The sequence below is a fragment of the Anaerolineales bacterium genome (assembly GCA_019637755.1).
GTDB lineage: Bacteria > Chloroflexota > Anaerolineae > Anaerolineales > UBA11579 > JAMCZK01.
This window is the reverse complement of record JAHBVC010000001.1, coordinates 139,312-162,437: the sequence shown is the minus strand read 5'-3', so window position 1 is coordinate 162,437 and position 23,126 is coordinate 139,312. Positions and strand designations below refer to the sequence as shown.

Sequence of the window (23,126 nt, the reverse complement as noted above, 5' to 3'; positions counted from 1 at the left end):
GGGAATGTAAATTTCATTATAACTGTCCCAACTCAGGCGATGAGGGCGGCCGCCAGGAACTGTGACCGCCCTCATCTGGAAGGAGAAGCCGAGTCTTAGAAGCTACTCGCCAACTGCTGCGTTGAATGCATCCCAGGCTGCCTGCAGCGCCGCATCACTGGCCGGGAAGTAGCCCACATCCACGATCTCTTCATTGACGAAAGAGAGGTAGAAGTTGATGAACGCAGCCACCTGCGGCTTTTCGTTCAGGATGTCAGCGGTGGTATACAGGAAGAGCGGGCGAGCCAAACCGTAGCTGCCGTCTTCCACCGTTACGTCATTGGCTTCCACTCCGTCCAGGCTGAGGATGCGCAGGGTGCTAGCATTCTCAGCGTAGTAGGCGTAGCCAAAGTACCCGATGGCGTAGGGGCTGCCCTGGATGCCTTGTACCAGAACGTTGTCATCTTCGCTGCGCTGGGTGTTGCCAGCAGCCAGGGTGACGGTGGCGTCACTGTCATACACGTGCTCGACGAAGTAGTCGAAGGTGCCCGAGTCGGTGCCAGGCACAAAGCGCTGGATGGGCTCGTTGGGCCACTCGGGGCGCACGTCAGACCAGTTGGTGGCTTCGCCGAAAATCAGGGCCAATTCTTCCGTGGTGACATCGGTGATGAAGTCATTGGCTTGGCTCACCACGATGGAGAGCGCATCGGTGCCGACGCGGAACTCGATTGGCTCACGGCCGATGCCCTGGCAGGAGGCAACTTCGCTCTCCTTGATGCCGCGGCTGGCATTGGCGACATCGGTGTCACCCGCCACGCAGAAGCGCTCGATACCGGCGCCCGAGCCGATGCTATCCACGGTGATGCTGCCGCTGAAGCCTTCATCGCTGAAGCGCTCCGCCATGCGCTCAGACAGCGGGAACACGGTGGAACTGCCGGCGGTGATGATGTCACCGGAAACAGCTAAGGGGCTGAAGCGATCCAGCTCAAGAGCCTGGGTGGCCTCAGCCGGAGCTTGGGTCTCGACCACGGCCGGGGCCCCAGTGGCAGCGGGGGCAGCGCCACCGCAGGCGGCCAGCAGCACGCCGGCAATCACCAGAGCGGAGAGGCCAAGGTACAGCTTGCGATTCATAGAATGTTCCTCCTTAGGGAACGAAGAAAGGGATTTGAACACGTGAGCATAGTACCCACGTCGCGTTAAGCCCCCCGCGCAGGCGTGTTATGGGATTGTTAAGGGATTGGGGAGAGATAATGAGCAGTAATGAGTGAAGAGTAAGCAGGGAACAGGGAATTAAAGACTAGGGATTCGAAGATTGGAGATTCGAGACTAAAGATACTAATTACCGATTACTGATTTACTGCTCACAGATTTTTTTCCTCCCCCACCACTCTCCTCAACGTAAAGAAGAAGCGGCTGCCCCTGCCCGGCTGGCTACTCACGCCAATATGCCCGCCGTGTGCTTCCACCACATGGCGTGCGATGGCCAGGCCCAGCCCGGTGCCGGTGCGGTTGCGCGCCGGATCGGTTTTGTAGAAGCGCTCAAAGATCCGCGCCTGATCCTCGCTTTCAATGCCCACGCCGCTATCCTGCACACTGAACTCCACCAGGCCATCCTTGGCGGCCGCGCTAACCTGAATACTCCCCCCGGCGGGAGTGAACTTGGTGGCATTGTGGATCAGGTTCACCAGCACCTGCTCAATCCGCGGCGCATCGGCCAGCACACTGGGCAGCCCGGGTGGGCAGTCCACGCGCAGTTGCAAGCCTGCCCGTTCGGCCTGCACACGCAGCCGCCCGGCGGCCGCCTGCAGCAGCGCACAGCCATCGGTAGCCGCAAGAAGCAGCTTTACATTCTGGGATTCGGTGCGCGCCAATTCGAGCAGCTCGGTCACCAGGGTGGAGAGGGCATCGAGCTCGGTTTCCATCAGGGCCAGAAAGCGCTCAGCGGCTGACGGGTCGTGAATGGCGCCACCGCGTAGGCTTTCGGTAAGCAAGCGCAGCGAAGTCAGCGGCGTGCGCAACTCGTGCGAGACATTGCTGACAAAATCTTTGCGCACCGTTTCGAGGCGGTGCAATTCGGTGACATCTTCGAAGGCAATCACACTATGCCCGCTTAATTCGCCGCCGACGGCGCCGCCCAGCGGCAGCACGCTGGCACGCAGCGTGCGCCTGCTCTGCGGCACCTCGGCCACCAACACCTGCCCCGCTCCGCTCTGCACGGCCTTGTGCCATGCCTCGATGAACTGATACTGGCGCAACAAGTGTGCCAAGGTGTCCGCAGCTTGCTCATCTTCGCTGAGTGCAAACAAGCTCTGCATACGTGTATTGCTGAGCAGCACGCGGCCATCATCGGCCACGAGCACAATGCCCGCCGGGCTGCCATCCAGCACGGCTTGCAGTGTAGCCCGCTGGCGGCGCAGCTCAGACGATTCTTGGGCGTGGGTGTCAAAGTCATGCGCGGGCTGCGGTATCCATGCCAGGGCGCAAGCCGCCAGCGCGGCAAGCAGCACGGCAAACAAGAAGCCGCGGTTGACCACCAGCAGTTGTTCTGGCTCAAGGATAAAAGGGCGAATTTGTGAATAGATAAAAATACACAGAGCGGCGAACGCCAGAAGTGCAGCCAGTAAGCGGCCCAAGCGAATATCGCGCACTTAGCCCTCGAAGCGGTAGCCTACGCCGCGCACGGTGATGATGCGCTGCGGCTGCTCCGCATCCGCCTCAATGCGCGCCCGCAGCCAACGCACGTGCACGTCCACGGTACGGCTGCCGCCGGAGAATTCCCAGCCCCACACCTGCTCCAGCAACTGCTCACGGGTATAGGCGCGGCCGCGGTTCTGCATCAGAAACAACAAGAGCTCGTATTCCTTGGGCTTGAGGTCAAGCACTGCCCCATCCAGAGTGACCTCGTGGCGGGCCAGGTCGATGGCTAGATTGCCGCTGGCCACTGTCTCTGCCACGGCCGGCCTATGCGCAGTGTGCTCCATCTCGACACGGCGCAACATGGCTTTGACGCGCGCCAGCAGCTCACGCATCGAGAAGGGCTTGGTCAGATAATCATCGGCTCCCATCTCGAGGCCTAGCACGCGGTCAATCTCGTCATCGCGCGCCGTCAACATCAGGATCGGCACATTATTATCCTTGCGCAGCGCCCGGGTGACTTCGAAGCCATCCAGGCCGGGCAGCATCAAATCCAAAATAACAACATCTGGGGCGCTTTGGCGCACGGCTGCCAAGGCGGCTGCGCCATCGGCTACCGTGTCCACCTGGTAGCCCTCGCGCCCGAGGTTGTAGCTCAGCGCTTCGCGTATGGCGGCATCGTCTTCAACCACCAGCACTTTGTGCGGCATGCAGCTTCTCCCATGCACCCACCCAGGGCGTTCCCAGGCGGTGCTTCACTGGCGCATCCACATTTTGCAAACGTTGCGCCAGGCTGGCGATGCTCTCGGCGATGGCGCCCATATCCTCGGCCAGCAGGGCGACGCGTAGCTTCTTGGCCGTGGGCTCGGTCCAGGCCCAATCCATGCGAAAGCGGTCTGCCTTGACCCAATAGCCGCGCTTCTCCCACGGCACGACGCTGCGCTCCACACTCTGGCTCACGCTATCCAGGGCAAATACCATGAAGGCCGTCAGATCGCGCGCTTGGCTATCGAAGCCCTGTTTGGCAATCAATTCGCGCATGGCGATCGCCATCGCTTTCATCAGGCGGGTACGCTCGGTGGCAACGTTTTCTGTTTTGATCACTCGCGACATGCATAAATAATAATCCACGAGGAATGCAAATATCGATTAATCGATTAATTGATTGATCGATGGGCAACAGACAGGCTTGTTATAATCGGCTCACTGGGGAAGTGTTGGAACTGGCAGACAAGCATGACTTAGGATCATGTGCCGCAAGGCGTGAGGGTTCGACTCCCTCCTTCCCCACCTGCCTAACGCTGAGCCTACTGTGATCGCCAACGAAATCAACGCCTACAACAATGCCCAGGAAGGGGCGTACAAGGCCACTTGCCGCGCCCTGGCAGCTGAGATCGATGCCGCGCTGCCCAAAGCTGAGAACAAGATGTGGCACGGTGGGCCGGTGTGGTTTCTGGAGGGCAATCCGATCGTGGGCTACTGGGTGCGTAAGAACGGTGTGCAGCTCATGTTTTGGAGCGGCCAGTCCTTCGATGAGCCTGCGCTCAACGCCAACTCAGAAAAATTCAAAAGCGCAGCGATCCGCTATAACGCCCCAAGCGAGATCAACAGCAAAGACCTCAAGCGCTGGCTGCGCAAATCCAAAACGATCCAATGGGATTACAAGAACATCGTAAAACGTAAGGGGCAGCTCGTACGTATCAAATAAGCGCGCTAACCGAAGAAGGTTGTGCGGCGAATATCATTTAGCAAGGTTGCCGTCACGGCATCCGCATCCGCCCCCAGTTGCAACTCAATATCATCCTCGGCCACCACGCCGGCCAATTCGGCGAACACGGCTTGCACCCAGCGGGCGAAGGTGCGCCCGCCCAGATCCACGGGCTGCTTGCGCAGCCACACTGGCACATAGGAATAATCCGGCTGATCCAACACGGAGACGAAAGCAGCGTCCTCCAACAGCAGGATCCAGCCAAGGTTGCGATTGAAAATACGCTCGCGGTCAAAGGTGAGCTTGCCGTCACTGCGTGCTTCTTTGGGAGCGCGGTCAATAATCAAGTCATAGTACCTGCGCGTCTCGGCCAGGCTGTAGCCACCCGAACGGCCAGCTACATAGCGCACCAATGGTTGCACCGCCACGCCCAGATCGAGCTGGCTTACCGGCACCCCGGGGGAGCTCTCAATGATCTCCAGAAATGGCTCTTCAAACGTATGCAGCGCGGCGTGAATGGCTTGGGCGGCTAGGCGGCGCTGCTCACCACGCGCCTGGGCCGTCAGCCCCTTGCCATGCGTGCGGAACGCTTCGTTGACTTCGACAGTAAAAGGGGCACCTGCCGTCTGGCGCAAAATCCCCTTACGCAGCAGCTCGAACAGCACGAGCGTGAGCGTAATGTTGATCGGCCGGCCAAGCAGCACTGCCGCCTCGGGCGGCGTGAGGCCGCGCTTGACGCCGCCGCCCTCAATGCGTGCCACCGCGGGCTGGTAGGCTGTGGCCCGCCCGCGGCGCATGGCGGCCCAGGCCAGCAGGCCCAGCAGCGGCACGAACGCCAGCAGCTGCGCCAACGGCAGGTAAGCAAACAGCCCCAGCAGGCCGCCAGCTACGATGGCAAAAAGCAATTTGCCCTGCCCACGCGCCAGTTGCAAGAACACTAGCCACAGCAAGGCGGTAAACACGGCTGCTGTGGCTATGCGCAAGATGATGTTGGCTTCGAAAGCGGAGAGCATCACAGGAGATTATAAAAGTGACGGGAGGTTTGACCGTCGATTGGTCACGTAGTCATTTAGTCAGTCTTTGACTATCAGACTAATAGACTAAACGACGGGGTGATACCGAGTAAGAATCTCCATTAGGTGACCTTACTGGCCCATCACCCCAATATCATCCAGCCCCACCAGCACAAAGTTGCCGCTGGCGCGCGTTTTGGTGCGCGTGGTGCTGGGCGAAGGCGTGAAGCCCCCGCTGGGGATGTAGCCCGCAGTGTGCACGTGGCCACGCACCTGGTGCGCCGCGCCGCCCGTGCCACAACTGCCGCTGCAGCCAGAGCACCCGCCGCCACTGCCCTCGGCGATACGCACGCCATCGCGCGCTTCGCGCTCGATACGACAGCCGCCGCCACACAGCGGCAAATCGGGGCAGGTCCAGCATTTTTCGGGCAGGCCATAGCCTTTAGGGTCCAACTCGCGGTAGCGGAAGCTGCGGAACAGCTCGCCATCCCAAATTTGCTCCCAAGGGTCGTGCAGAATGTTGCCCGCCGAAACGTAGTAGGACTGGCACGGCAGCACATCGCCATTCGGCTCAATGCACAGCGAATACTCGCCAGCATTGCAACGCTTGGCGCCAATTTCAAGTTCCACCGGCGACATACGGCAATACTCGGTGGGCGTGTACCACAGGAAGCGCATGCCGAGTTCGCGGGCCTTATCGCGCACGCGCACCAGCAAGGCGGGCATCTCTTTTTCCTCGATGGCGTTCGGGTGGGCAAAACCACCGCCGGAGTAGATCATGCCGTTCATGGCGAAGGTGCGGATGCCGAGCGAATACAGAAACTCGATGATCTCTTCCACATGGCCCATATTGGCGCGCATCAGCGTGGTGTTGGTGATGACATGCACGCGGCTGGCGATGGCATTTTCAATGCCCTGCACCGTCTGGTGCCAGGCCTTGGCGCCCATCATTGCATTGTGCACATCCGGGCGGCTCGAATCGAGCGTGAACTGCACATGGTTCAAGCCTGCCTCGGCAAGTTGCTGCATATATTCGTTGTGAGCAATATGGCGGCCGTTGGTATTGAGCCCCACCACCATGCCGAGTTGATCGGCGTAGCGGATCACCTTGGGCAGGTCCGGGTGCAGAGTCGCCTCGCCGCCGGTGAGGATCAGGTGCGGCACGCCCAGCTCGGCCAGGCGGTCAAGCACGGCATACCATTCATTCAATGGCAGCGAGGGCATCTCGAGGCGATCCGCCTCGTTATAGCAATGCGGGCACTCATTGTTGCAGCCATAGGTCAGTGCGATGTCCACTTTGTATGGCGCGTTGACCTCGACACTGAACATGGGCGACATTTCCAGCGTATCGCTCAGCTCACAGGTCGGGCAATCACCGTCCGGGTGGGCGAAGCCATCCACCATGTCGTAGATCTGCTGCAGCTCGCGCTCGATCTGCGCCAGCGGAGCATCCGGGTGCCAGGCGCCAATGCGGGCGCGGGCCTGTGCCCGCGGCACGCCGTCGAGGGCCAGCTTGGCCATCAACGCGGCGGTATGGTTCAGGTGCACCACATCGGTCACATCCACAAACAGCACGCCATTGCCACTGGGCTCGAAGCGCAGATGGATGCGCATGCTGCGGCCATTGGCCATAGCAATATCATAGGTATGTAAGCCAATGCGCGGTTTTTCAGGTTGGGAGAAGGCGGCCAGGAAGTTGTTGGTATCGCTACGTACTCCCTGCCAGAGTGACTTGACACTGCGAGTATCGAGGGCCATAGATAAAAGTATATATGATTAATCGATGGGTTGATTAATCGATTAATCTACTAATCCTGAAATGAACATAGAAGAAGCCCACTCCCGCTACCTGCACCAAGCCGCCTGGACGGCGCCAGCCCGGCGGCACTTGTTGGCCGCGGCGGGGCTGGCCAATGCGCGCCGCGTGCTGGAGGTGGGCTGCGGCACTGGTGCCGTACTGGCTGGCCTGCCCCAGCCGGTCGCCGGCTCACTGCATGGGCTGGATATCGACCGCGCCGCGCTGGCCTTGGCGCGCCAGCAGGCCGCTCAGGCGCAACTTAGCGCCGGCGATGCGCATCAGCTCCCCTACTCGTCCAATAGCTTCGATATTGCCTTCTGTCATTTTGTGCTGCTGTGGCTGCAAGACCCGGCCACCGGCTTGGCCGAGATGGCGCGCGTTGTGCGGCCCGGCGGCGCAGTGCTGGCGCTAGCCGAGCCAGATTACAGCCAGCGTAGGGATGCACCACCCGAGCTTGTGCCGCTGGGCCGTGCCCAAACCGCGGCGCTGCGCACCCGGGGAGCCAATCCGGCGATCGGTGGCCAGCTCCCAGCACTGTTTGCGCAAGCCGGCCTGCAATTGATCGATGCCGGTGCGCTGCAAGCCAGCCCGCCGGATGCAGCCGCCGAGGCCGCCATGCTGCGCCAGGATCTGCATCGCCAGCTGCCCGACGATGAGCTGGAGGCGTGGCTGGCGCAGGATGCGGCGGCGTGGGCCGCAGGTACACGCCAATTGCACGTGCCTACGTATTACGCGTTGGGGCGCGTGCCGTAGGCACGCGTATAATGGTGATGTCCGGAGGGAAACATGTTCAAAGACCAACGTAATGTCCTTGGCTTGGCACTGATCTTGGTTGGCATTTTCTTCACCCTGGAACAGTTCGGCTTGATTCCAGACAATGCCCGCGCCCTACTCACCACCGCGCTATTTGTGATTGCTTCGTTGGTCATGTTTGGCCTGTTCCTGGCCGATCGCCAACGCTGGTGGGCCTGCATGGTCGGCTTCTTTCTGGCCGGTTTGGCCGGCTCGGCCCTGCTGGGACTGGTGTCGCCACAACTGGCCGAAACCCTTAGTGGCCCGATCTTCCTCGGCTCCATGGGGCTGGGCTTCGCTTCGGTGTTCCTGCTGCAACGTGAAATGTGGTGGGCGATCATTCCGGCGGGCGTAATGTTCTCGCTGACTGCGGTTTCCTATTTAGAAGCCAGCAACCTGGCGCTGCCCTTCAATCCTTCGGGGCTGCTGTTCATTGGCTTGGGGCTCACCTTCCTACTGCTCACCCGTGTGCGCAGTAACGGCTTAGGCATGCAGTGGGGCTACTACCCCGCCGTTCCTTTGCTGGTGCTCGGCGTATTGCTCAGCCTGGGCAGCGAAGCGTACTGGTCGATCCTGGGGCCACTGCTGCTGATCGGCGCGGGCGCCTGGCTACTGCTGGGAGCACTGCGGAAGCGCGCCTAGCTCGATTCGGGTTGTATAATCCGATAATTACAATCTTCACGATAACCAAGATTAAGTTAGGAGAAGTTGATGGCAACACGAGCTGCCGCCCGCAAGGGTAACAAGACTCACCCGATCCCACTGTTTAAACGCTGGCAAACGGTGCTGAATGGTTGCAACATTCCGCAAATCGAACTCGCCGACGGGGTAACCCGCTGGCTGGTCATCTCACGGGCCTGCGTTTTCTCCATGTCGTTTACTTCGGGCATGCTGGGTTTGCTCATCGCCGCCGAGCAGGTGGGCGTGGGCAATGTGAACTGGCTGCTGGGCATCCTCGCCGTTATCGGCGTAGTGGTGGCGCATGCCTCCAACAACCTACTGAACGATTACTTTGACGTGCGCCAAGGCGTGGACACCGAAGATTATCCGCGTGCCCAATACAGCGTGCATCCCATCCTCGGCGGGCTGACCACGCCCAAGGGGCTGCTGTTGGCCGCCGGGCTGCTGAATGTGATCGATCTGGCGATCATGCTCTACCTGTTCAGCCAGCGCGGCACCCTCATCGTGGCATTCGCGGTGGCCGGGCTGCTGTTGAGCCTGCTGTATACCAGCGTGCTCAAGCGCGCCGGCCTGGGCGAGCTGACCGCTTTGGTGGTCTGGGGCCCGCTGATGATCGGTGGCACCGCCTTCGCCGCCTCTGGCGTGATTTCGCCGGCGATCTGGACGCTGACCCTGCCCTATGGCCTGATCGTGGCCTCGGTGCTGATCGGCAAGCATATCGATAAGATCAAGCCAGACAAAAAGGTAGGCGTGAACTCGGTGCCGGTGCTGCTGGGCCAGGACAATTCGCTGAAGCTCAACAAAGTCACCTTCATCGTCTTCTATATTCTGATCATCGCCATGGTGGTGTTGAAGTACACCGGGCCTTGGGTGCTGCTGACCTTCCTGGCCATTCCGCGCCTGCGCCAAACCTGGAAAGCCTACTCCGAACCGCGCCCCACCAAGCCGCCTGCGGGCTGGACGGTGTGGCCGCTGTGGTACGTAAGCTGGGCGATGTTCTTCAACCGCAAGGCTGGCGAGTTCTTCATGCTGGGCTTGATCCTGAACCTGCTCACGCCCTACGTGGTAGGCCTGTTTAGTTAGCGCGTGCTGCACTATTCTCAAACTCGCAGAACCTTCTGGGAGCGAGCCTATTCCCAAGCTAGCCGGCGGCGCCGGCTAGCTTGGGGTTACCAGCACATTCTCCAACGCCGCTATGCGGCGTTGGTGCCTAAGGGCCAGCGCGTGCTTGAGCTGGGCTGCGGCAGCGGCAATCTGCTGGCTGCCTTGCAGCCTGGGTTTGGCGTGGGCGTGGATCTCAGCGCGGCGGCACTGCACAGCGCCCGCACGCAGCACCCGCACTTGCATTGGGTGCAGGCCGATGCACAAGCCCTGCCATTCGATGGCCCGTTTGACGTCATTATTCTGTCGGATCTGGTTAACGATCTATGGGATGTGCAACTGCTGCTGGAACGGCTGCAGAAGCTCTGCCATCGCCGCACACGTATCATCCTCAATACGTATAGCCGTTTGTGGCAGTTGCCATTGGGCATTGCCGAGCTACTCGGCCTAAAACGGCGCACCCTGCCGCAAAATTGGTTCACACTCGAGGATCTAAAAAATCTGCTGCGCCTGACGGATTACGAAGCAGTGACTAGCACCGCTGAAATTTTGCTACCGCTAGAGATCCCCTTGGTCTCCGGCCTGCTCAATGGCTTCCTGGCAAAGCTGCCCTTTTTCAACATCTTTGCGCTCACCAACTTCCTGATTGCTCGCCCGCTGCGCGGCCACATGACTGTAGCCCCCAGTGTCTCGCTAGTGATCCCTGCCCGCAATGAAGCCGGCAACATTCCCGCGATTTTTGCACGCGTGCCTCAGTTGGCCGGTGACGTTGAATTCATCTTCGTTGAAGGACACTCGAAGGATGACACTTACCAGGTGATCCAACGTGAGATGCAGCAGCACCCAGAGATCAAATCCACGCTGCTGAAGCAAACTGGCGTGGGCAAAGCCAACGCCGTATGGCAAGGGTTTGCCGCGGCAACAAATGATATTTTGGTTATTCTGGATTCGGATCTCTCCGTACCGCCCGAGGACCTAAGCCGCTTTTACGAAGCGATTGCCAGTGGCAAAGGGGAATTCATCAACGGCACGCGCCTGGTCTACCCGATGGAAGCACGCGCCATGCAAACCGCCAACATCGTTGGCAACAAGGCCTTCAGCCTGATCTTCTCCTGGCTACTAGGGCAGCCGGTGAAAGATACGCTGTGCGGCACCAAAGTGCTGCTGCGCCACGATTTTGAATTGCTCAAACAAGAATACGCACTCTTCAACAAAGTAGACCCCTTCGGCGATTTTGACTTGCTGCTGGGGGCGGCCACCTTGAACCTGAAGATTGTAGACCTACCGGTTCGTTATCGCGAACGCACCTACGGCCAGACCAACATCCAGCGCTGGCGCCATGGCTTAATGCTGGCGCGCATCACGCTGGCAGCGCTACTGACCTACAAATTCATCCCTTGACCTATGAAGCCTGCTGCACGCTTTGAAAAATTTGCTGTACTGGTTAGTTGCCTGATCTTCCTCCTTGCCCAGGGATACATCACCGCCGCACCGTTCTTTGAACGCCAAGCCATCGTGGAAACAGACGATGCCTATGGCTATGTTCTCAAGGCGGAACAAATGCGCACCTGCTTCCTGCAGGATTGCCCGGCGCTCAACACACTGAAGCAGCAACTGCTCTTCCCTACCAGTGACGAGCAAATCAGTTACATGCAGATGCGCCAGTATCACCGCATTTTCATCATCTTTCACCCTTTACATTCCGTGCTACTGAATCTGATCTACTTCCTGGGGGGGAGCTACGAATTCGGTTACGCACTGCTGGCGATCGGCATGAAGCTGGTGCTCTGCCTGGGGCTGATCTATTGGTTGCGCCAGCTGTTTGGCCGGCGCGGTATGGCCTTTGCCGTGCTTCTATTGGCCCCGGTCACCTTCGTCGGCACCGGGATCCATGTGATCGTACCCAGTACGATGGCGTTGACCTTGGCCTACTGGCTTTGGGGGCTGATTGCCGCCCAGCACAAACGGGCGCTGCAACTCTTTTTTCCGTTGGCCTTGGCGATGATGTTGTTTCATCAAATTGGCAAGATCTACGCCGGCGCTGCGCTAGCCTATTATGTTCTCTACAATTTTGCCAACGTGTATCGCAACCGCAAACAGATGCTTGCGGTTGCCCTCGCCGCACTGCTGATCGGCGCGGCGCTCTTGGTGCCAGCACTGATCAGCCAGCCGGTAATGAATTTCGACCCGACTGACTTTTACCCGGCCCCTTGGGATCTCCTTTCGGAAATCCCTGCTGCCAATAGCCTTTCGGCTGAAATCGCCTATACCTGGTTCGCGGCCTTTACATTTCCCGCCTTTGGCGTGTTGCTCACCGGCTACGGTCTGTTTGCCGCCTGGCGCAACCAACGCCGCGAGGCGCTAACCATCTTGCCGATCTTTTTGGGCCTGGGGGTGCTCGGCGTTGTGTATGTGGTGCCTTGGTTCGGTGCGCTCATGTTCGAGCGGACCTGGGTGCCGCTAGCTACCTTGCTCACAGGCTTTGTGGCCTATGGCGTAATCTACGCGGCCGAGATCATATGGGCTTGGTTGCGCCAAGCGTCAAGTGCACAAAGGATGCTGTCGAGCTTGCGCTCTGCCCGCCTGCTAGCCGCAGCCGCAGCATTGCTGTTGATCGGCATGGCCTCGATCACCTACCCCGCTTTTTACCTGCGGCACTATCAATTGACGCTGCAGAATCATACACAGCGCCAAAACTTCTCCTTTTCTGCCCAGCAGCCCGCGGAGCTGCTGGCTAGCGCCTCCACGGCGCGGGTACTCTACACGCATGAGATCCCGCTCTATTACTACCTCTCGAAAGGCGCTGAGCAAATCCCGGCGGTATTTTGGCCGGCTGTGCGTAACAGCACTCAAGAGGCTAGCTGGTTGCACGGGCACACTGCGATCAGCCATGTAGTTGGCCTCAGTCCCGTTCCGGAGGGAGACGGGCTGCTCATCCAAGGCCGATTGGATGTGAGCCCCATGAAGATGCCAATCAGCTATCTTGCCCTGCAAGTAGCCAGCCTCCCCGAATCACAAACCATCACGCTCTATTGGCGGACAGATAGCTCAACAAGGGAAAGCAGCTATTCATTGCCTGCTGGCTTCTCGGGCTGGCTCGAAGTGTCTGTGCCGGCCGGGGCAAATGCTTTTAGCCTGCAGCCGGAAACCGCAGTGCACCTGCTCGGGTTACGGCTGGATGCAGCCAGCACTACACGCTGGCCGTGGGCCTCTGGCGCCATGCTCGAAAACACCGCCGACGACGGAACAACGCATCAAATCGAGATCAGCACGGCGTGGCTGGCGCAGGGAGCCCCCTTCGCCCTCGAGGTGATGGATGACCGCGGCTCGACTGTGCTGGCCAAGGTCGTTGGCGAGTTGCAACCATGAGCAGCCAATCAAGCCGCTTGCGCCAATGGCTTGCACACCCCCTGACCCAGGGGAAAGATATTGACTCGCCGGAGACCACGGCGTTGCGCCGCCAGATCATTCGCACCAAGCCCTTCCTGGAAGCAATCTATGAGGATTGGTATGCGGCGATTGCACGAGAATTGCAGCCCTTCAGCGATGCACCGATCCTTGAGCTCGGCTCTGGCGCGGGGTTTTTAGCTGAACGTATCCCTAACCTGCTGACCAGTGAAATCTTCTATCTGGACGGCATGGATGTATGCCTGGATGCTCAGCATCTTCCCTTCAGGCCGCAAAGCTTGCAAGCCATTGTGATGACCAACGTGCTGCACCATATCCCCGACCCGGCGTTGCTGTTCGCAGAGGCCCAGCGCTGCCTGGTGCCTGGCGGCAAAGTGGTGCTGATCGAACCGTGGCTCACCCGCTGGTCGCGTTTCGTTTACAAGAACCTGCACCACGAGCCAGTGGATGAAGCCAACACCAGTTGGAAGATTGACGGCGATGGCCCGCTCTCGTCCGCGAACTCTGCCCTGCCGTGGATCCTATTTCACCGGGACAAGGCGCTCTTCGCAGAGCGCTTCCCCGCGCTGCGCCTGCGCTCCGTGCAAGCGATCATGCCCTTTCGATACCTTGTCTCCGGCGGCATCTCCATGCGCAACCTCATGCCCGCCTGGAGTTATGCCCTCTGGCGCGGCTTTGAAGGGGCGCTGACCCCGCTGCGCAACACCCTGGGCATGTTTGCTAAAATTGTGCTTGAAAATCAACCTGAGGCAAATACAAAATGACAACGCGTTCACTCCATGAAATCGAACATGGCAAGTACTTGGCCAGCCAGGGTGCCGAAGCTACCTGGGGTTGGGGCACTGAAGCCGGCAAGCAGCGCGCAATGAAACGTGCCAACAAAGTGATGCAGGCGGCACGCTTAGGCCGCGGCCAGCACGCCCTGGAACTGGGCTGTGGCACGGGGATGTTCACCCAAGTGTTTGCGCAAAGTGGCGCCAAGATCACTGCGAATGATATTTCGCCTGAATTGATCGAGCTGGCCCGCGCCAAAAACCCAGACGTGGAGTTCATCTGTGCGCGCTTCGAAGATATTGACGAAAGCACGCAATACGATGCCATCATTGGCTCTTCAGTTCTCCATCACCTTGAAGTTGACGATTCACTCGCCAAGAGCTTCCGCCTACTCAAGCCCGGGGGACGGCTGGCCTTTGCGGAGCCTAACATGCTGAACCCGCAGATTTTTGCCGAACGCACGTTCCTGCGCAAGGCGTTGGCCTATGTTTCGCCAGACGAAACCGCCTTTGTGCGCTGGCCCTTAGCAGCCCAACTGCGCAAGCACGGCTTTACCGCGATCAAAATTACTCCCTTCGATTGGCTGCACCCTGCCATTCCGGCGGCGCTGATTGGCACCACCGAAGCCATCGGTGGCCTCTTTGAGGCGCTGCCCCTGATACGCGAATTCTCCGGCTCGCTGCTGATCAGCGCCGAGAAAGCTAAGTAAGCATGTCAGACCTCGATGACTTTCGTGCCAGCAAAGACGCCTTCTTCGCCACCAGCTCCCAGTCTCCGCTGACCCCTGAGCAGCGCGAGCACTTTAGCGCGCTGAGCTACTTCCCCGAGAACCCGGCGCTGCGCCTGGAAGTGGCCATTGAGCCTTTTGCCGAGCAAGCGATGGTTGAGCTGCCCACTTCAACTGGCGATGTAAAAAGCTACAGGCGCTATGGCCGCTTCGCCTTCGCGGTGGAAGGGCAAACCGCCGAGCTGACCCTGTTCTCCAGCCCACACGGCTACTTCCTGCTCTTTGTTGATGCGCTGGCCGGCACAGAGACCTACGGCGCAGGCCGCTATCTGGACCCGGAGCAGCTGGAGGATGGCAAGTTCCTGATCGATTTCAACCTGGCCTACAACCCCTATTGTGCTTACAACGAAATGTGGAACTGCCCCATCCCGCCAGCAGAGAATCGCCTCAGCGTGCCTATCCGCGCAGGCGAGAAAAATTTTGAGAAATAATCAGATAATCGGCTAATCAAATTATCGACTAGTCAACTCGTTGACAATTGATTAAGTGATTTTTGTTGATTGCATTTTCGACTAAAATCACTTAATGCAACCTTCATCTCACGTCCTCATCGTCGGCGGCGGCACCTTTGGTATCAACACCGCCTTAGAGTTGCGCAGCCGCGGCCACGCTGTCACGCTGCTTGAACCCGGCCCCGTCCCGCACCCGGACGCGGCCAGCACCGATATCAGCAAGGTGATCCGCATGGATTATGGGCGCGATGAGTTCTACATGGAGATGATGGAAGCGTCGCTGGCATTGTGGCGCCAATGGAACGAAGAGCTTGGCGAAACCGTGTTCCATGAAACCGGCGTGCTGTACTTCACGTTGGATGGCATGGGGCCGGGAGACTTCGAGTACGAGAGCTATCAGTTGCTGCTTAAGCGCGGCCACGCCATTGAGCGCCTGACCTCGGACGAAATCCGCAAGCGTTACCCGGCCTGGAACGCAGACATCTACCCCGATGGCTACCTCAACCCGCAGGGCGGCTGGTCACCTAGTGGCCGCGTGGTAACCGTGCTGGCAGCGCGGGCGCGTGCCGCTGGCGTCACCATCATCGAAGGAGCGCGCTTCACCGAGCTCATTCAAGATGGCAGCGCCGTCAAAGGCGTACGCACCGCAGACGGCAGCGAGTATCTTGCCGATACGGTGGTGGTATGCGCCGGCACCTGGACCAGTACGCTGCTGCCCTGGCTACAAAACGTGATCTGGTCCACCGCGCAGCCGGTGATGCACTTCCAGGTGCCCGCCGCCGAGCTGGCCAGCTACCAGCCGCCGCTGTTCCCGGTGTGGACCGCCGATGTGGGCAAGACCGGCTGGTACGGCTTCCCCGCCCAGCCAGATGGCACGCTCAAGCTGGCCAACCACGGCCCGGGCTGGCCGATGGACCCGACCCTGCCGCGCATCATGCCGGCCGAGACCGAGGCCATGTTCCGTAAGTTCCTGGGCGAGAGCCTGCCCGGCTTGGCCGATGCGCCGCGTATTTTTGAGCGCTTGTGCTTCTACAGCGATACGTTTGATGGTGACTTCTGGATCGACCGTGACCCAGAGCGCCCAGGCCTAGTGGTCAGCGCCGGCGGTAGCGGCCACGCCTTCAAGTTCACGCCACTGATTGGCAAAGTGACTGCGGACGTAGTGGAGGGTAAGCCCAACAAATACGCGCACCGCTTCGCCTGGCGCGAACGCGGCGAGGTAACGGCGGAAGAAGCACGGTTTGTGGAGCGGAAGTAATCCAGAGATGAGACAAAAAAGGCCGCAGCGATTGCTGCGGCCTTTTACGCTCTTGGGCTTATGGCAAGCCACACCATTTCCACTGGCCATCTTCCTTCACCATGAGAGCTCTCTCACTTACTGGCACTTGCTGAGCAAAGGCCAAAACAGCAAACTCCAGCTCACCAGTCACCTGAACTATTGCCTGCGTGTCTGTGGAGCTTACAACGTGAAACTTAAGATTGGATAGACTGCTGTTAATGTCGTCCATACCAAGATCAATGCCAAGCATCTGGGGCATCAACATGATCGCAGATACGAGTAAGCCTGCTTCTTGCACGGCAAGCTGCTGAGCCTGACAAGTGCGCGCCAGGATTGCACTTCCATTCATTTCCAAGTTGGCCTTGTACCATTCACGCGCGGCACTTGCCGGGCCAGCCGAACAACCGGCCAATACTAAGGCCACAACTATATAAAGTAGTCTAGCAGTGTGTTTCATAGTACTCTTAACCTCTGAACACAGCGAGAGGGCAGACTGGAGTGTTAAGCACAAGGCTGCCGCTCTTGCCCTACTTAGTAAATAGCAAAGCAGTAAGCAAAAGGCCGCAGCGTTATGCTACGGCCTTTTTCTTCCTGCATTTACTACTTGGTTTTTTCCTTGCTATCAGCTGGCGATTTCTTTCCAGATGGATCCGTATCCAGTGCGCCGCGCAAACGGTTGATCAGTTCGGGCAGCAACATGAGCGGGGTAAATAGCGCCCAGGCGGCAATGTCAATGACCACATAGCCGATGCGCCACAAGATATCCACCAGGAAAGCGATCACTGGGAGGATGCCGATAATGACGAAGCCGATGATGAATAGCAGCACCAACAGGCCGTTCATCGCCCAGGGGAAGCAGATCGCCGCGGCCAGGGCACTGTTGATCGGTACCAAGCCGTACAAAACAGCACTCAGCAGGATATCCAGCGTGGGGTTCGATTCCAGAATTTGGATGGCGGTGAGGCGATTGATCGCAAAGGCCACCATGACCAATACGGAGTTGAAGGAGACGAACAGTGCCAGCCCGCGCAGGAAGCGGCGCTGCGCATCGTTGAGGATATCAAGATCGATAATGTGGCTATCCCCTAGCGCCTCCATATACACCCAGACGCCGATGATCGCCGAGAGGAGTGCACCACCCAAAACCGCCAGATCAAAGCGGGTGAACACCCCCGTGAGCACCTCGGTGATCAACCCCATCACGGCCAGGGTCTGCGCCACCGAGATGGCATCGGCCACTAGGAAGAACACGAAGCCGGCCAGGAAGATTACGTAGCCTACCGTGCGAAAGGGGTGATCGCTATCAAAAATGCGTTCGCGCAGCGAGGCAAGGAAGCCCATCTTTGGCTTCTTTGTCTCTTTACCCTCGGCGGAGGTGGTTTTAGCACGGACATCATCGCTCTTGCGTTCACGCGTGCTGGACACCTGCGCAAGCTGCTCGAGCATTTCACGCGGATACAGCGGCGGCACTTTCGGCTCAGGATCCTTGGCAAAGATCCACGGCTTGGTAACCAGCTTGCCCAGGCGCTCAAATAGAGCGCGCCATCGCTTGGTCCAGAAAATATCGATGGCCACCCAGATAAAAAGCAGGATGGGGAAGAACGGGGATTGCGAAAGATCATATAAAAATTGCAACATCTTCTATCTCCTCAACATTTCATTCAACTTGAATTCGGCGCGCTCGCCGTTGAAGTAATTCACACTCAACGCGCCGTAGCGCAGTAGTTCCTGCGTCCAGTAGTCTTGCAGTTCCACACAACTAGGCTGGTTGATATCGCGGCAATCCGGCATCAGTACATAAATTTCCACGCCTTCAAAGTTGAATGGATGGCCGTTGGGGTTGTCGGTAGCCCAGGTGCGCAAATCGTCCAGAATCAGCAGAATGCAACGATCGTATTTCTTGCAATCTGCATTGAAGTCAATGTTGGCGTGCCACAAGCCGTGATACACAGACTGACGCGAATACGGCGTAGGCGTTGCCTGCATCTCTACCCCACTGCGCGTGGGGGCAACCGGCGGCTGCAGGGTCTGCGTGGCGCGCAGCTTCTCCACCTCCTGAGTAGCGGCCCACACGGTGGCGGTGTGCTTGGCCAAGGTGTCCCAGGCAACTTGCGCACAGCCATCCAATTGGCGGATCAGCTCGGCCGCCTGGGCTTGCTCGGTGGCTTGCTGCTTAGCTTCATTTGTTGCGCGAATGACATCAAGACCCTGGCTGGGGCCGTGATCAACCGTCGGATACGGCGTCACCGTCGCGAGCGGCGAGGGGGTGTCGTATAGTTCGGGGCGCTCAATCGTGGTGGAGATGCGTACGCGACGCGCTTCTTCATAAGAACGCCAGCCCAATTCAAAAACTGAAATCTGTGAAGCCATACCATCATGGAAGAGTTTGTTTGCCAGGTAATAGGCAAACTCCTCTACATTATTGGTGAGCTTCCCATCAATGGCCTCCAAGACCAAATTCTCGTTACGCATTGAGGTAGGGTCATACACAAGCACTACCAGATTGGACTGCGATTTCCATCCCTCGGGAGTTGCCAACACGAAGTTCGCATCACACGTAGCCGTAGGCGAAGGGCTGGGTGTATGCGTAGACACCGGCCCTACGCCGCCCCCCTTGCATGCGGCGAGCACCAAAACGGCGACTGAGGCCAGCCCCCACTTTAGAACTGGCCGCAACACTCTACTTACATCCATAGATACAGATTGCATCGAAATCCCTCTTCAAATCCTCGATAACTGCTAGCTCGAACCTAGGAACAACCAGGACGGCCCCGCTTGTCACATTGACGGCCCAAGAATTCAGCGAGTATACATAATGTATATTTTTTAGTCAATGAGTAACCGCAGGTGCGCAAAAAAGGCCGCAGCTTTCGCCGCGGCCTTTCTGTTGACTGTCAACTGCTTACTGTGAACTGCTCTCTACCCGCCGAGGAACTTCTCCATGGCGGCCTTGCTGATGCGGTAGCTCTCGCCCACTTTGCGGGCACTCAGCTCCTTGGCCTCGATGGCGGCCAGGATGTCGGCCTCGGCCACCTTGAGGATGTTGGCGGCTTCGGCGGTAGTCATCACATCCGGCATGCTGGCCGCGGCAGCGGCGGCGCTGGTGCCAGCACTCTTGAGCGCCTCACTCATCACCTGGCCAATACCCACACCGGCACCGATGCCAGCCGTCAGGCCGGCGCCGCCGCTGGGGTTGTTGGCCGCTTCGCGCATAGCGTCGGCTGCCTGCAGCTGCGTATAGGTGGCCGTGTCCAGCAGGCCCATACCGCGCAGCGCCTCGGCGCTGGTGGGCGAAGGCGTCATGTTAGCGATCACGAACGCCTTCAGCGTCAGGCCGCGCGCTTCAAAGTCATCCTGCGCTTTGGCGCGTACCGCGGCACCGATCTCTTCCTGGTTGCCGATGATGTCCTGCACCGTGGTGTACTTGCCCTTCATCTCACCCAGCAGGTCAGAGAAGGAGCGCAGCAAGCGCGAGCGCAGATCATTCTCAATATCCACAGTGTCGTACACGCCCTGTGTGCCCACCACCTGGGTCACGAACTGCTGCGGGTCCTCCACAGAATACGAATAGGTGCCGAAGCCCTGCAGCAGTAGCCAGCCCAGGCCCACGCCGGGGGTCTGCATCACGATGGGCTGCGGAGTGCCCCACTTGCGGTCAAGGAACTCACGGCGCGAGACAAAGTAGACCTCAGCCGTGAAGGGGCTGCGGTCGTTGAAGGCCTTGCCGATCAGGTCAATAAGATACGGGATGTTGGCCGTGGCGATGGTGTGACGGCCGGGCTTGAAGACATCCAGCGCCTTGCCGTCACGGAAGAAGACGGCGCTCTGCGATTCGCGCACGATCACCTGCGAACCGATGCGGAAATCACCCGCACCGCTCTCAGGGAAGCGATGCACGATCTCTTCCTTCATCTCATTCGGGTATTCAATTACATCAAAGATACGCGCCATGGTCTCTACTCTCCTCTTGGGTCAGCTTATTCGGCTGAATGGCCAGTAATCACTTCGCTGCGCTGCTCGAACGCCGCCACTACGTCACGGCTCTGCATCACCACATGGCGCACAGCGGCTGCCATGCCATCAGTGCCCACAGAGGCCGCCAGATTCTGCACGCCGCGCTCAATATCTTCGGCATGGGTCAGCAAGGCGAGATCGTATTCGTACACGTTAGCCAGCTCGTCGGCATTGATTTTGATCGCTTCGAAAAAACTGCTATTGCCATAGGCGGCGGTGCGGATTTTGTCCACAAAGGTTTGCAGCTTGGTAGCCGCCCCTTCGAGGTCGTCGAGATAACTTAGCTCCTGACCAGCCGCCAGGTCCTTCTGCACATCACTCAACTGCTTGCGGATGGCCTCAAATCTATCGGCCAGGCTCTCCCGCAGGATCTTGTCTGCGGCGCGGCGATTTTCGCGTTCAATATAGCCTGAAAAACCGGGCAACTTGCTGGCCAACTTGCGAAACGGGTCCTGATCTTCAGAAATCCTATCCAACATATCGCTCATTTTTAGCCTCACTCTGCACGGTTAACGTACATCAACTGAATTATACGACACCGATGTAAGCAATATATAAACAATCACAGGCAAGCAAGCCCAGGCTGGCTATAGTAAAATCAGGCCACCATGACTGCTGAAGCCCCCACTTCCATTACATCCGCCCTTGGTTCCGCCGCTGAATACCGCGAGGGAGCCATTTTTATTTCTGACGAGGCCGCAGTACGCAGCCGCATTGGCGAGCTGGTGCGCCTGGCGGGCCTCGGCAGCGAGAATGAGCAGGCCTGGGCGCGCTACCTGGTGCGCCTGATCGCCCTGGAGCTGGGCGCCGTGCCGGCCAGCATCCACGACCTGTACCTGGCGCGCGGCCGCGGCGAGGTGCCGCCTAGCTTCACCGTGCCGGCCATGAACCTGCGCGTGCTCGCCTTCGATGCCGCCCGCGCCGTGTTCCGCGTGGCGAACAAGATCAACGCAGCCGCCTTCATCTTCGAGATTGCGCGCTCCGAGATCGGTTACACCGCCCAGCGCCCGGCTGAATACGCCACCAACATCCTCGGCGCGGCCGTGGCCGAAGGCTACCGCGGCCCGGTCTTCATCCAAGGCGATCATTTCCAAATTTCCGCCTCGCGCTACAAGCAAGACGCGGACAAAGAGATCAGCGCGGTTGAGGAGCTGACCACCGAAGCCATGCAGGCTGGCTTCTACAACATTGACGTCGATACCTCTACCTTGGTGGACATTAGCCTCGCGGGTGAACGCGCCCAGCAGGCCATCAACGCTGAGCTCTCGGCACATTTCACGCAATTCATCCGCCAACATCAGCCCGCCGGCGTTACCGTTTCCGTGGGCGGCGAGATTGGCGAAGTGGGCAGCCAGAACTCTACTGAGGAAGAGCTGCGCGCCTATGTAGACGGCTATAACGAAGCGCTGGCCGCCAAAGACGGCGATTTAGTCGGCCTGAGCAAGATCAGTATTCAAACCGGCACTTCCCACGGCGGCGTTGTGCTGCCGGATGGTTCGGTGGCACAGGTGAAGGTGGACTTTGACACCTTGCTACAACTCAGCCGCGTGGCACGCAGCTACGGCTACGGCGGCGCGGTACAGCACGGCGCCAGTACCCTACCGCAGGATGCCTTCGGCAAGTTTGTGGAAGCCGAAGCCTGTGAGGTGCACCTGGCGACCAACTTCCAAAACATGGCCTTTGGGCGCCTGCCCAAGCCCATGCTGAGCGCGGTATATGCCTATGTGAACGAGCACTACAGCGGTGACCGCAAGCCCAACCACACGGATGAGCAATTCCTCTACGAGAATCGCAAACGTGCCATCGGCCCGTTCAAAGAAGCTTTCTGGGACCTGAGCCCGGCGGACAAAGCCCAAATCACCGATGCGTGGGAAGCACAGTTCGGCTTGCTCTTCGAGCTGCTGGCTCTGGCCGGCACGCGCCGCTTTGTAGAGCAGACGGTGCAGCCCGCCAAAGTAGCGCCGGTGCGCAGCTTCTACTTCGGCAAAGAAGCCGAGCAGGAAGAAGTAAAAGATCTTTCGGACTAAACCTTGCCGCAGATGTGCGTGGCTTCGCCACGCCGCAGATAAACGCTGATGCAAGTCTTTTATCTGTGTTCATCTGCGTTCATCTGTGGACTCAATGACCAATAATCCGCAAAAATTCAGCAAGACCCGCTATCAGGTCATCCCGCGCGTACTGGTGTTTCTTACGCGTGGCGATGAAGTGCTGCTGATGAAGCGCGCCGACGACCGCCCCGTTTTCCCTGGGCTGTATAACGGGTTGGGCGGCCACGTCGAGCGCAGCGAGAGCGTGCTGGCGGCTGCTTACCGCGAGATCGAAGAAGAGTCTGGCTTGCGCCCACAACGCTTGTGGCTATGCGCAGATGTGTCGATTGACACGGGTGACCCTGATGTTGGCATCCACATGAGCGTGTTCTGCGGCCCGGCCCCGCAGGATGGTGAATTGCGCCAGTCTGATGAGGGCACCTTGCAATGGGTCAAAGTGAGCGAGCTGGCTGAGTTGCAGATGGTGGAAGATATCCCCACCCTGCTGCCCAAAGTGCTGGCCGTGCCGCCGGATGGCGAGCCGCTGTGGGCGTTGTATACCTATGACGATGCTGGGACGCTCACCATGCATTTTGAGGATATTTAATCTAGGCAATCAAAACCAGTCAAAACCATCGCTTCGTTCGATTGATTTTGATTAATCTGATTATCCGATTGA

General features: G+C 58.9%; 23 protein-coding genes and 1 tRNA gene. 13 read left to right on the top strand and 11 right to left on the bottom strand.

From position 1 onward, the window contains the following. Nucleotides 1-102 precede the first annotated feature (102 nt). From KF821_00890 to KF821_00875, 4 genes are all read right to left on the bottom strand, one after another. On the bottom strand, nt 103-1,110 hold the full coding sequence (locus KF821_00890; GenBank protein ID MBX3004365.1) for a PstS family phosphate ABC transporter substrate-binding protein: 1,008 nt from the start codon (nt 1,108-1,110) through the stop codon (nt 103-105). Nucleotides 1,111-1,340: 230 nt separating this feature from the next. Continuing rightward, complete coding sequence (locus KF821_00885) at nt 1,341-2,627, bottom strand: PAS domain-containing protein (protein MBX3004364.1); 1,287 nt, start codon at nt 2,625-2,627, stop codon at nt 1,341-1,343. Further along, nucleotides 2,628-3,323 (bottom strand): response regulator transcription factor, encoded by a 696-nt coding sequence (locus tag KF821_00880; GenBank protein MBX3004363.1) that lies wholly within the window; start codon nt 3,321-3,323, stop codon nt 2,628-2,630. Further along, a complete protein-coding gene (locus KF821_00875) occupies nt 3,298-3,726 on the bottom strand; it encodes a hypothetical protein (protein MBX3004362.1) in 429 nt (142 codons plus the stop codon). The genes KF821_00880 and KF821_00875 overlap by 26 nt, the downstream gene beginning before the upstream one ends. A gap of 95 nt (nt 3,727-3,821) precedes the next feature. Here KF821_00875 and KF821_00870 point away from each other — a divergent pair. Together KF821_00870 and KF821_00865 are read left to right on the top strand one after the other, a co-directional pair. Continuing rightward, nucleotides 3,822-3,903, top strand: a tRNA-Leu gene (locus tag KF821_00870). A 22-nt stretch (nt 3,904-3,925) separates the two neighbouring features. Continuing rightward, entirely contained in the window at nt 3,926-4,321 is a 396-nt protein-coding gene (locus tag KF821_00865; GenBank protein MBX3004361.1) for a DUF1801 domain-containing protein, read from the top strand. Nucleotides 4,322-4,326: 5 nt separating this feature from the next. Here KF821_00865 and KF821_00860 read toward each other — a convergent pair whose 3' ends face one another. Both KF821_00860 and KF821_00855 read right to left on the bottom strand, forming a co-directional pair. Then, nucleotides 4,327-5,334: a hypothetical protein gene (locus KF821_00860; GenBank protein MBX3004360.1), complete on the bottom strand. Its 1,008-nt coding sequence runs from the start codon at nt 5,332-5,334 to the stop codon at nt 4,327-4,329. Between the two features lie 132 nt (nt 5,335-5,466). After that, nucleotides 5,467-7,092, bottom strand: a complete 1,626-nt coding sequence (locus KF821_00855) for a radical SAM protein (protein MBX3004359.1) — start codon at nt 7,090-7,092, stop codon at nt 5,467-5,469. 61 nt (nt 7,093-7,153) lie between these two features. On the opposite strand from KF821_00855, the gene KF821_00850 reads away from it, so the two are divergent. The 9 genes from KF821_00850 (at nt 7,154) to KF821_00810 (ending at nt 16,385) form a co-directional block, all read left to right on the top strand. Further along, a complete protein-coding gene (locus tag KF821_00850) occupies nt 7,154-7,885 on the top strand; it encodes a class I SAM-dependent methyltransferase (GenBank protein MBX3004358.1) in 732 nt (243 codons plus the stop codon). A gap of 33 nt (nt 7,886-7,918) precedes the next feature. After that, entirely contained in the window at nt 7,919-8,566 is a 648-nt protein-coding gene (locus tag KF821_00845; protein ID MBX3004357.1) for a hypothetical protein, read from the top strand. 69 nt (nt 8,567-8,635) lie between these two features. After that, nucleotides 8,636-9,688: a prenyltransferase gene (locus tag KF821_00840; protein ID MBX3004356.1), complete on the top strand. Its 1,053-nt coding sequence runs from the start codon at nt 8,636-8,638 to the stop codon at nt 9,686-9,688. 3 nt (nt 9,689-9,691) lie between these two features. Beyond that, complete coding sequence (locus tag KF821_00835) at nt 9,692-11,107, top strand: glycosyltransferase (protein ID MBX3004355.1); 1,416 nt, start codon at nt 9,692-9,694, stop codon at nt 11,105-11,107. A gap of 3 nt (nt 11,108-11,110) precedes the next feature. Then, on the top strand, nt 11,111-13,075 hold the full coding sequence (locus tag KF821_00830; protein ID MBX3004354.1) for a hypothetical protein: 1,965 nt from the start codon (nt 11,111-11,113) through the stop codon (nt 13,073-13,075). Then, nucleotides 13,072-13,878 carry a methyltransferase domain-containing protein gene (locus KF821_00825; GenBank protein MBX3004353.1) on the top strand — a complete coding sequence of 269 codons (807 nt, stop codon included), beginning with the start codon at nt 13,072-13,074 and terminating at the stop codon, nt 13,876-13,878. The genes KF821_00830 and KF821_00825 overlap by 4 nt, the downstream gene beginning before the upstream one ends. Next, nucleotides 13,875-14,597, top strand: coding sequence for a methyltransferase domain-containing protein (locus tag KF821_00820; protein MBX3004352.1), 723 nt, complete (start codon nt 13,875-13,877; stop codon nt 14,595-14,597). The genes KF821_00825 and KF821_00820 overlap by 4 nt, the downstream gene beginning before the upstream one ends. Before the next feature lie 2 nt (nt 14,598-14,599). After that, a complete protein-coding gene (locus KF821_00815) occupies nt 14,600-15,106 on the top strand; it encodes a DUF1684 domain-containing protein (protein ID MBX3004351.1) in 507 nt (168 codons plus the stop codon). A gap of 94 nt (nt 15,107-15,200) precedes the next feature. Next, a complete protein-coding gene (locus tag KF821_00810; protein MBX3004350.1) occupies nt 15,201-16,385 on the top strand; it encodes an FAD-dependent oxidoreductase in 1,185 nt (394 codons plus the stop codon). A gap of 58 nt (nt 16,386-16,443) precedes the next feature. On the opposite strand, the gene KF821_00805 is transcribed toward KF821_00810, so the two are convergent. The 5 genes from KF821_00805 to KF821_00785 form a co-directional block, all read right to left on the bottom strand. Continuing rightward, nucleotides 16,444-16,863 (bottom strand): hypothetical protein, encoded by a 420-nt coding sequence (locus KF821_00805; protein MBX3004349.1) that lies wholly within the window; start codon nt 16,861-16,863, stop codon nt 16,444-16,446. A 143-nt stretch (nt 16,864-17,006) separates the two neighbouring features. Then, the gene (locus tag KF821_00800; GenBank protein ID MBX3004348.1) at nt 17,007-18,044 is read right to left on the bottom strand and encodes a hypothetical protein; all 1,038 of its coding nucleotides are present in this window, start codon (nt 18,042-18,044) and stop codon (nt 17,007-17,009) included. A gap of 3 nt (nt 18,045-18,047) precedes the next feature. Continuing rightward, the gene (locus KF821_00795) at nt 18,048-18,878 is read right to left on the bottom strand and encodes a hypothetical protein (protein ID MBX3004347.1); all 831 of its coding nucleotides are present in this window, start codon (nt 18,876-18,878) and stop codon (nt 18,048-18,050) included. A 447-nt stretch (nt 18,879-19,325) separates the two neighbouring features. Then, on the bottom strand, nt 19,326-20,357 hold the full coding sequence (locus KF821_00790) for an SPFH domain-containing protein (protein ID MBX3004346.1): 1,032 nt from the start codon (nt 20,355-20,357) through the stop codon (nt 19,326-19,328). A gap of 26 nt (nt 20,358-20,383) precedes the next feature. Continuing rightward, nucleotides 20,384-20,899 carry a hypothetical protein gene (locus KF821_00785; protein ID MBX3004345.1) on the bottom strand — a complete coding sequence of 172 codons (516 nt, stop codon included), beginning with the start codon at nt 20,897-20,899 and terminating at the stop codon, nt 20,384-20,386. 129 nt (nt 20,900-21,028) lie between these two features. Between KF821_00785 and KF821_00780 the strand changes: the two genes are divergently transcribed. Further along, nucleotides 21,029-22,447 (top strand): class II fructose-bisphosphate aldolase, encoded by a 1,419-nt coding sequence (locus tag KF821_00780; protein MBX3004344.1) that lies wholly within the window; start codon nt 21,029-21,031, stop codon nt 22,445-22,447. Nucleotides 22,448-22,541: 94 nt separating this feature from the next. Next, on the top strand, nt 22,542-23,054 hold the full coding sequence (locus KF821_00775) for an NUDIX domain-containing protein (protein MBX3004343.1): 513 nt from the start codon (nt 22,542-22,544) through the stop codon (nt 23,052-23,054). The last annotated feature ends 72 nt before the right edge of the window (nt 23,055-23,126 follow it).

Excerpts from the sequence above, each read along its gene's own strand:
- KF821_00890 (MBX3004365.1), bottom strand. The coding sequence starts at position 1,110 with ATGAATCGCAAGCTGTACCTTGGCCTCTCCGCTCTGGTGATTGCCGGC.
- KF821_00880 (MBX3004363.1), bottom strand. The coding sequence starts at position 3,323 with ATGCCGCACAAAGTGCTGGTGGTTGAAGACGATGCCGCCATACGCGAA.
- KF821_00875 (MBX3004362.1), bottom strand. The coding sequence starts at position 3,726 with ATGTCGCGAGTGATCAAAACAGAAAACGTTGCCACCGAGCGTACCCGC.
- KF821_00860 (MBX3004360.1), bottom strand. The coding sequence starts at position 5,334 with ATGCTCTCCGCTTTCGAAGCCAACATCATCTTGCGCATAGCCACAGCA.
- KF821_00855 (MBX3004359.1), bottom strand. The coding sequence starts at position 7,092 with ATGGCCCTCGATACTCGCAGTGTCAAGTCACTCTGGCAGGGAGTACGT.
- KF821_00850 (MBX3004358.1), top strand. The coding sequence starts at position 7,154 with ATGAACATAGAAGAAGCCCACTCCCGCTACCTGCACCAAGCCGCCTGG.
- KF821_00845 (MBX3004357.1), top strand. The coding sequence starts at position 7,919 with ATGTTCAAAGACCAACGTAATGTCCTTGGCTTGGCACTGATCTTGGTT.
- KF821_00840 (MBX3004356.1), top strand. The coding sequence starts at position 8,636 with ATGGCAACACGAGCTGCCGCCCGCAAGGGTAACAAGACTCACCCGATC.
- KF821_00830 (MBX3004354.1), top strand. The coding sequence starts at position 11,111 with ATGAAGCCTGCTGCACGCTTTGAAAAATTTGCTGTACTGGTTAGTTGC.
- KF821_00825 (MBX3004353.1), top strand. The coding sequence starts at position 13,072 with ATGAGCAGCCAATCAAGCCGCTTGCGCCAATGGCTTGCACACCCCCTG.
- KF821_00820 (MBX3004352.1), top strand. The coding sequence starts at position 13,875 with ATGACAACGCGTTCACTCCATGAAATCGAACATGGCAAGTACTTGGCC.
- KF821_00815 (MBX3004351.1), top strand. The coding sequence starts at position 14,600 with ATGTCAGACCTCGATGACTTTCGTGCCAGCAAAGACGCCTTCTTCGCC.
- KF821_00810 (MBX3004350.1), top strand. The coding sequence starts at position 15,201 with ATGCAACCTTCATCTCACGTCCTCATCGTCGGCGGCGGCACCTTTGGT.
- KF821_00805 (MBX3004349.1), bottom strand. The coding sequence starts at position 16,863 with ATGAAACACACTGCTAGACTACTTTATATAGTTGTGGCCTTAGTATTG.
- KF821_00800 (MBX3004348.1), bottom strand. The coding sequence starts at position 18,044 with ATGTTGCAATTTTTATATGATCTTTCGCAATCCCCGTTCTTCCCCATC.
- KF821_00795 (MBX3004347.1), bottom strand. The coding sequence starts at position 18,878 with ATGCGTAACGAGAATTTGGTCTTGGAGGCCATTGATGGGAAGCTCACC.
- KF821_00790 (MBX3004346.1), bottom strand. The coding sequence starts at position 20,357 with ATGGCGCGTATCTTTGATGTAATTGAATACCCGAATGAGATGAAGGAA.
- KF821_00785 (MBX3004345.1), bottom strand. The coding sequence starts at position 20,899 with ATGTTGGATAGGATTTCTGAAGATCAGGACCCGTTTCGCAAGTTGGCC.
- KF821_00780 (MBX3004344.1), top strand. The coding sequence starts at position 21,029 with ATGACTGCTGAAGCCCCCACTTCCATTACATCCGCCCTTGGTTCCGCC.
- KF821_00775 (MBX3004343.1), top strand. The coding sequence starts at position 22,542 with ATGACCAATAATCCGCAAAAATTCAGCAAGACCCGCTATCAGGTCATC.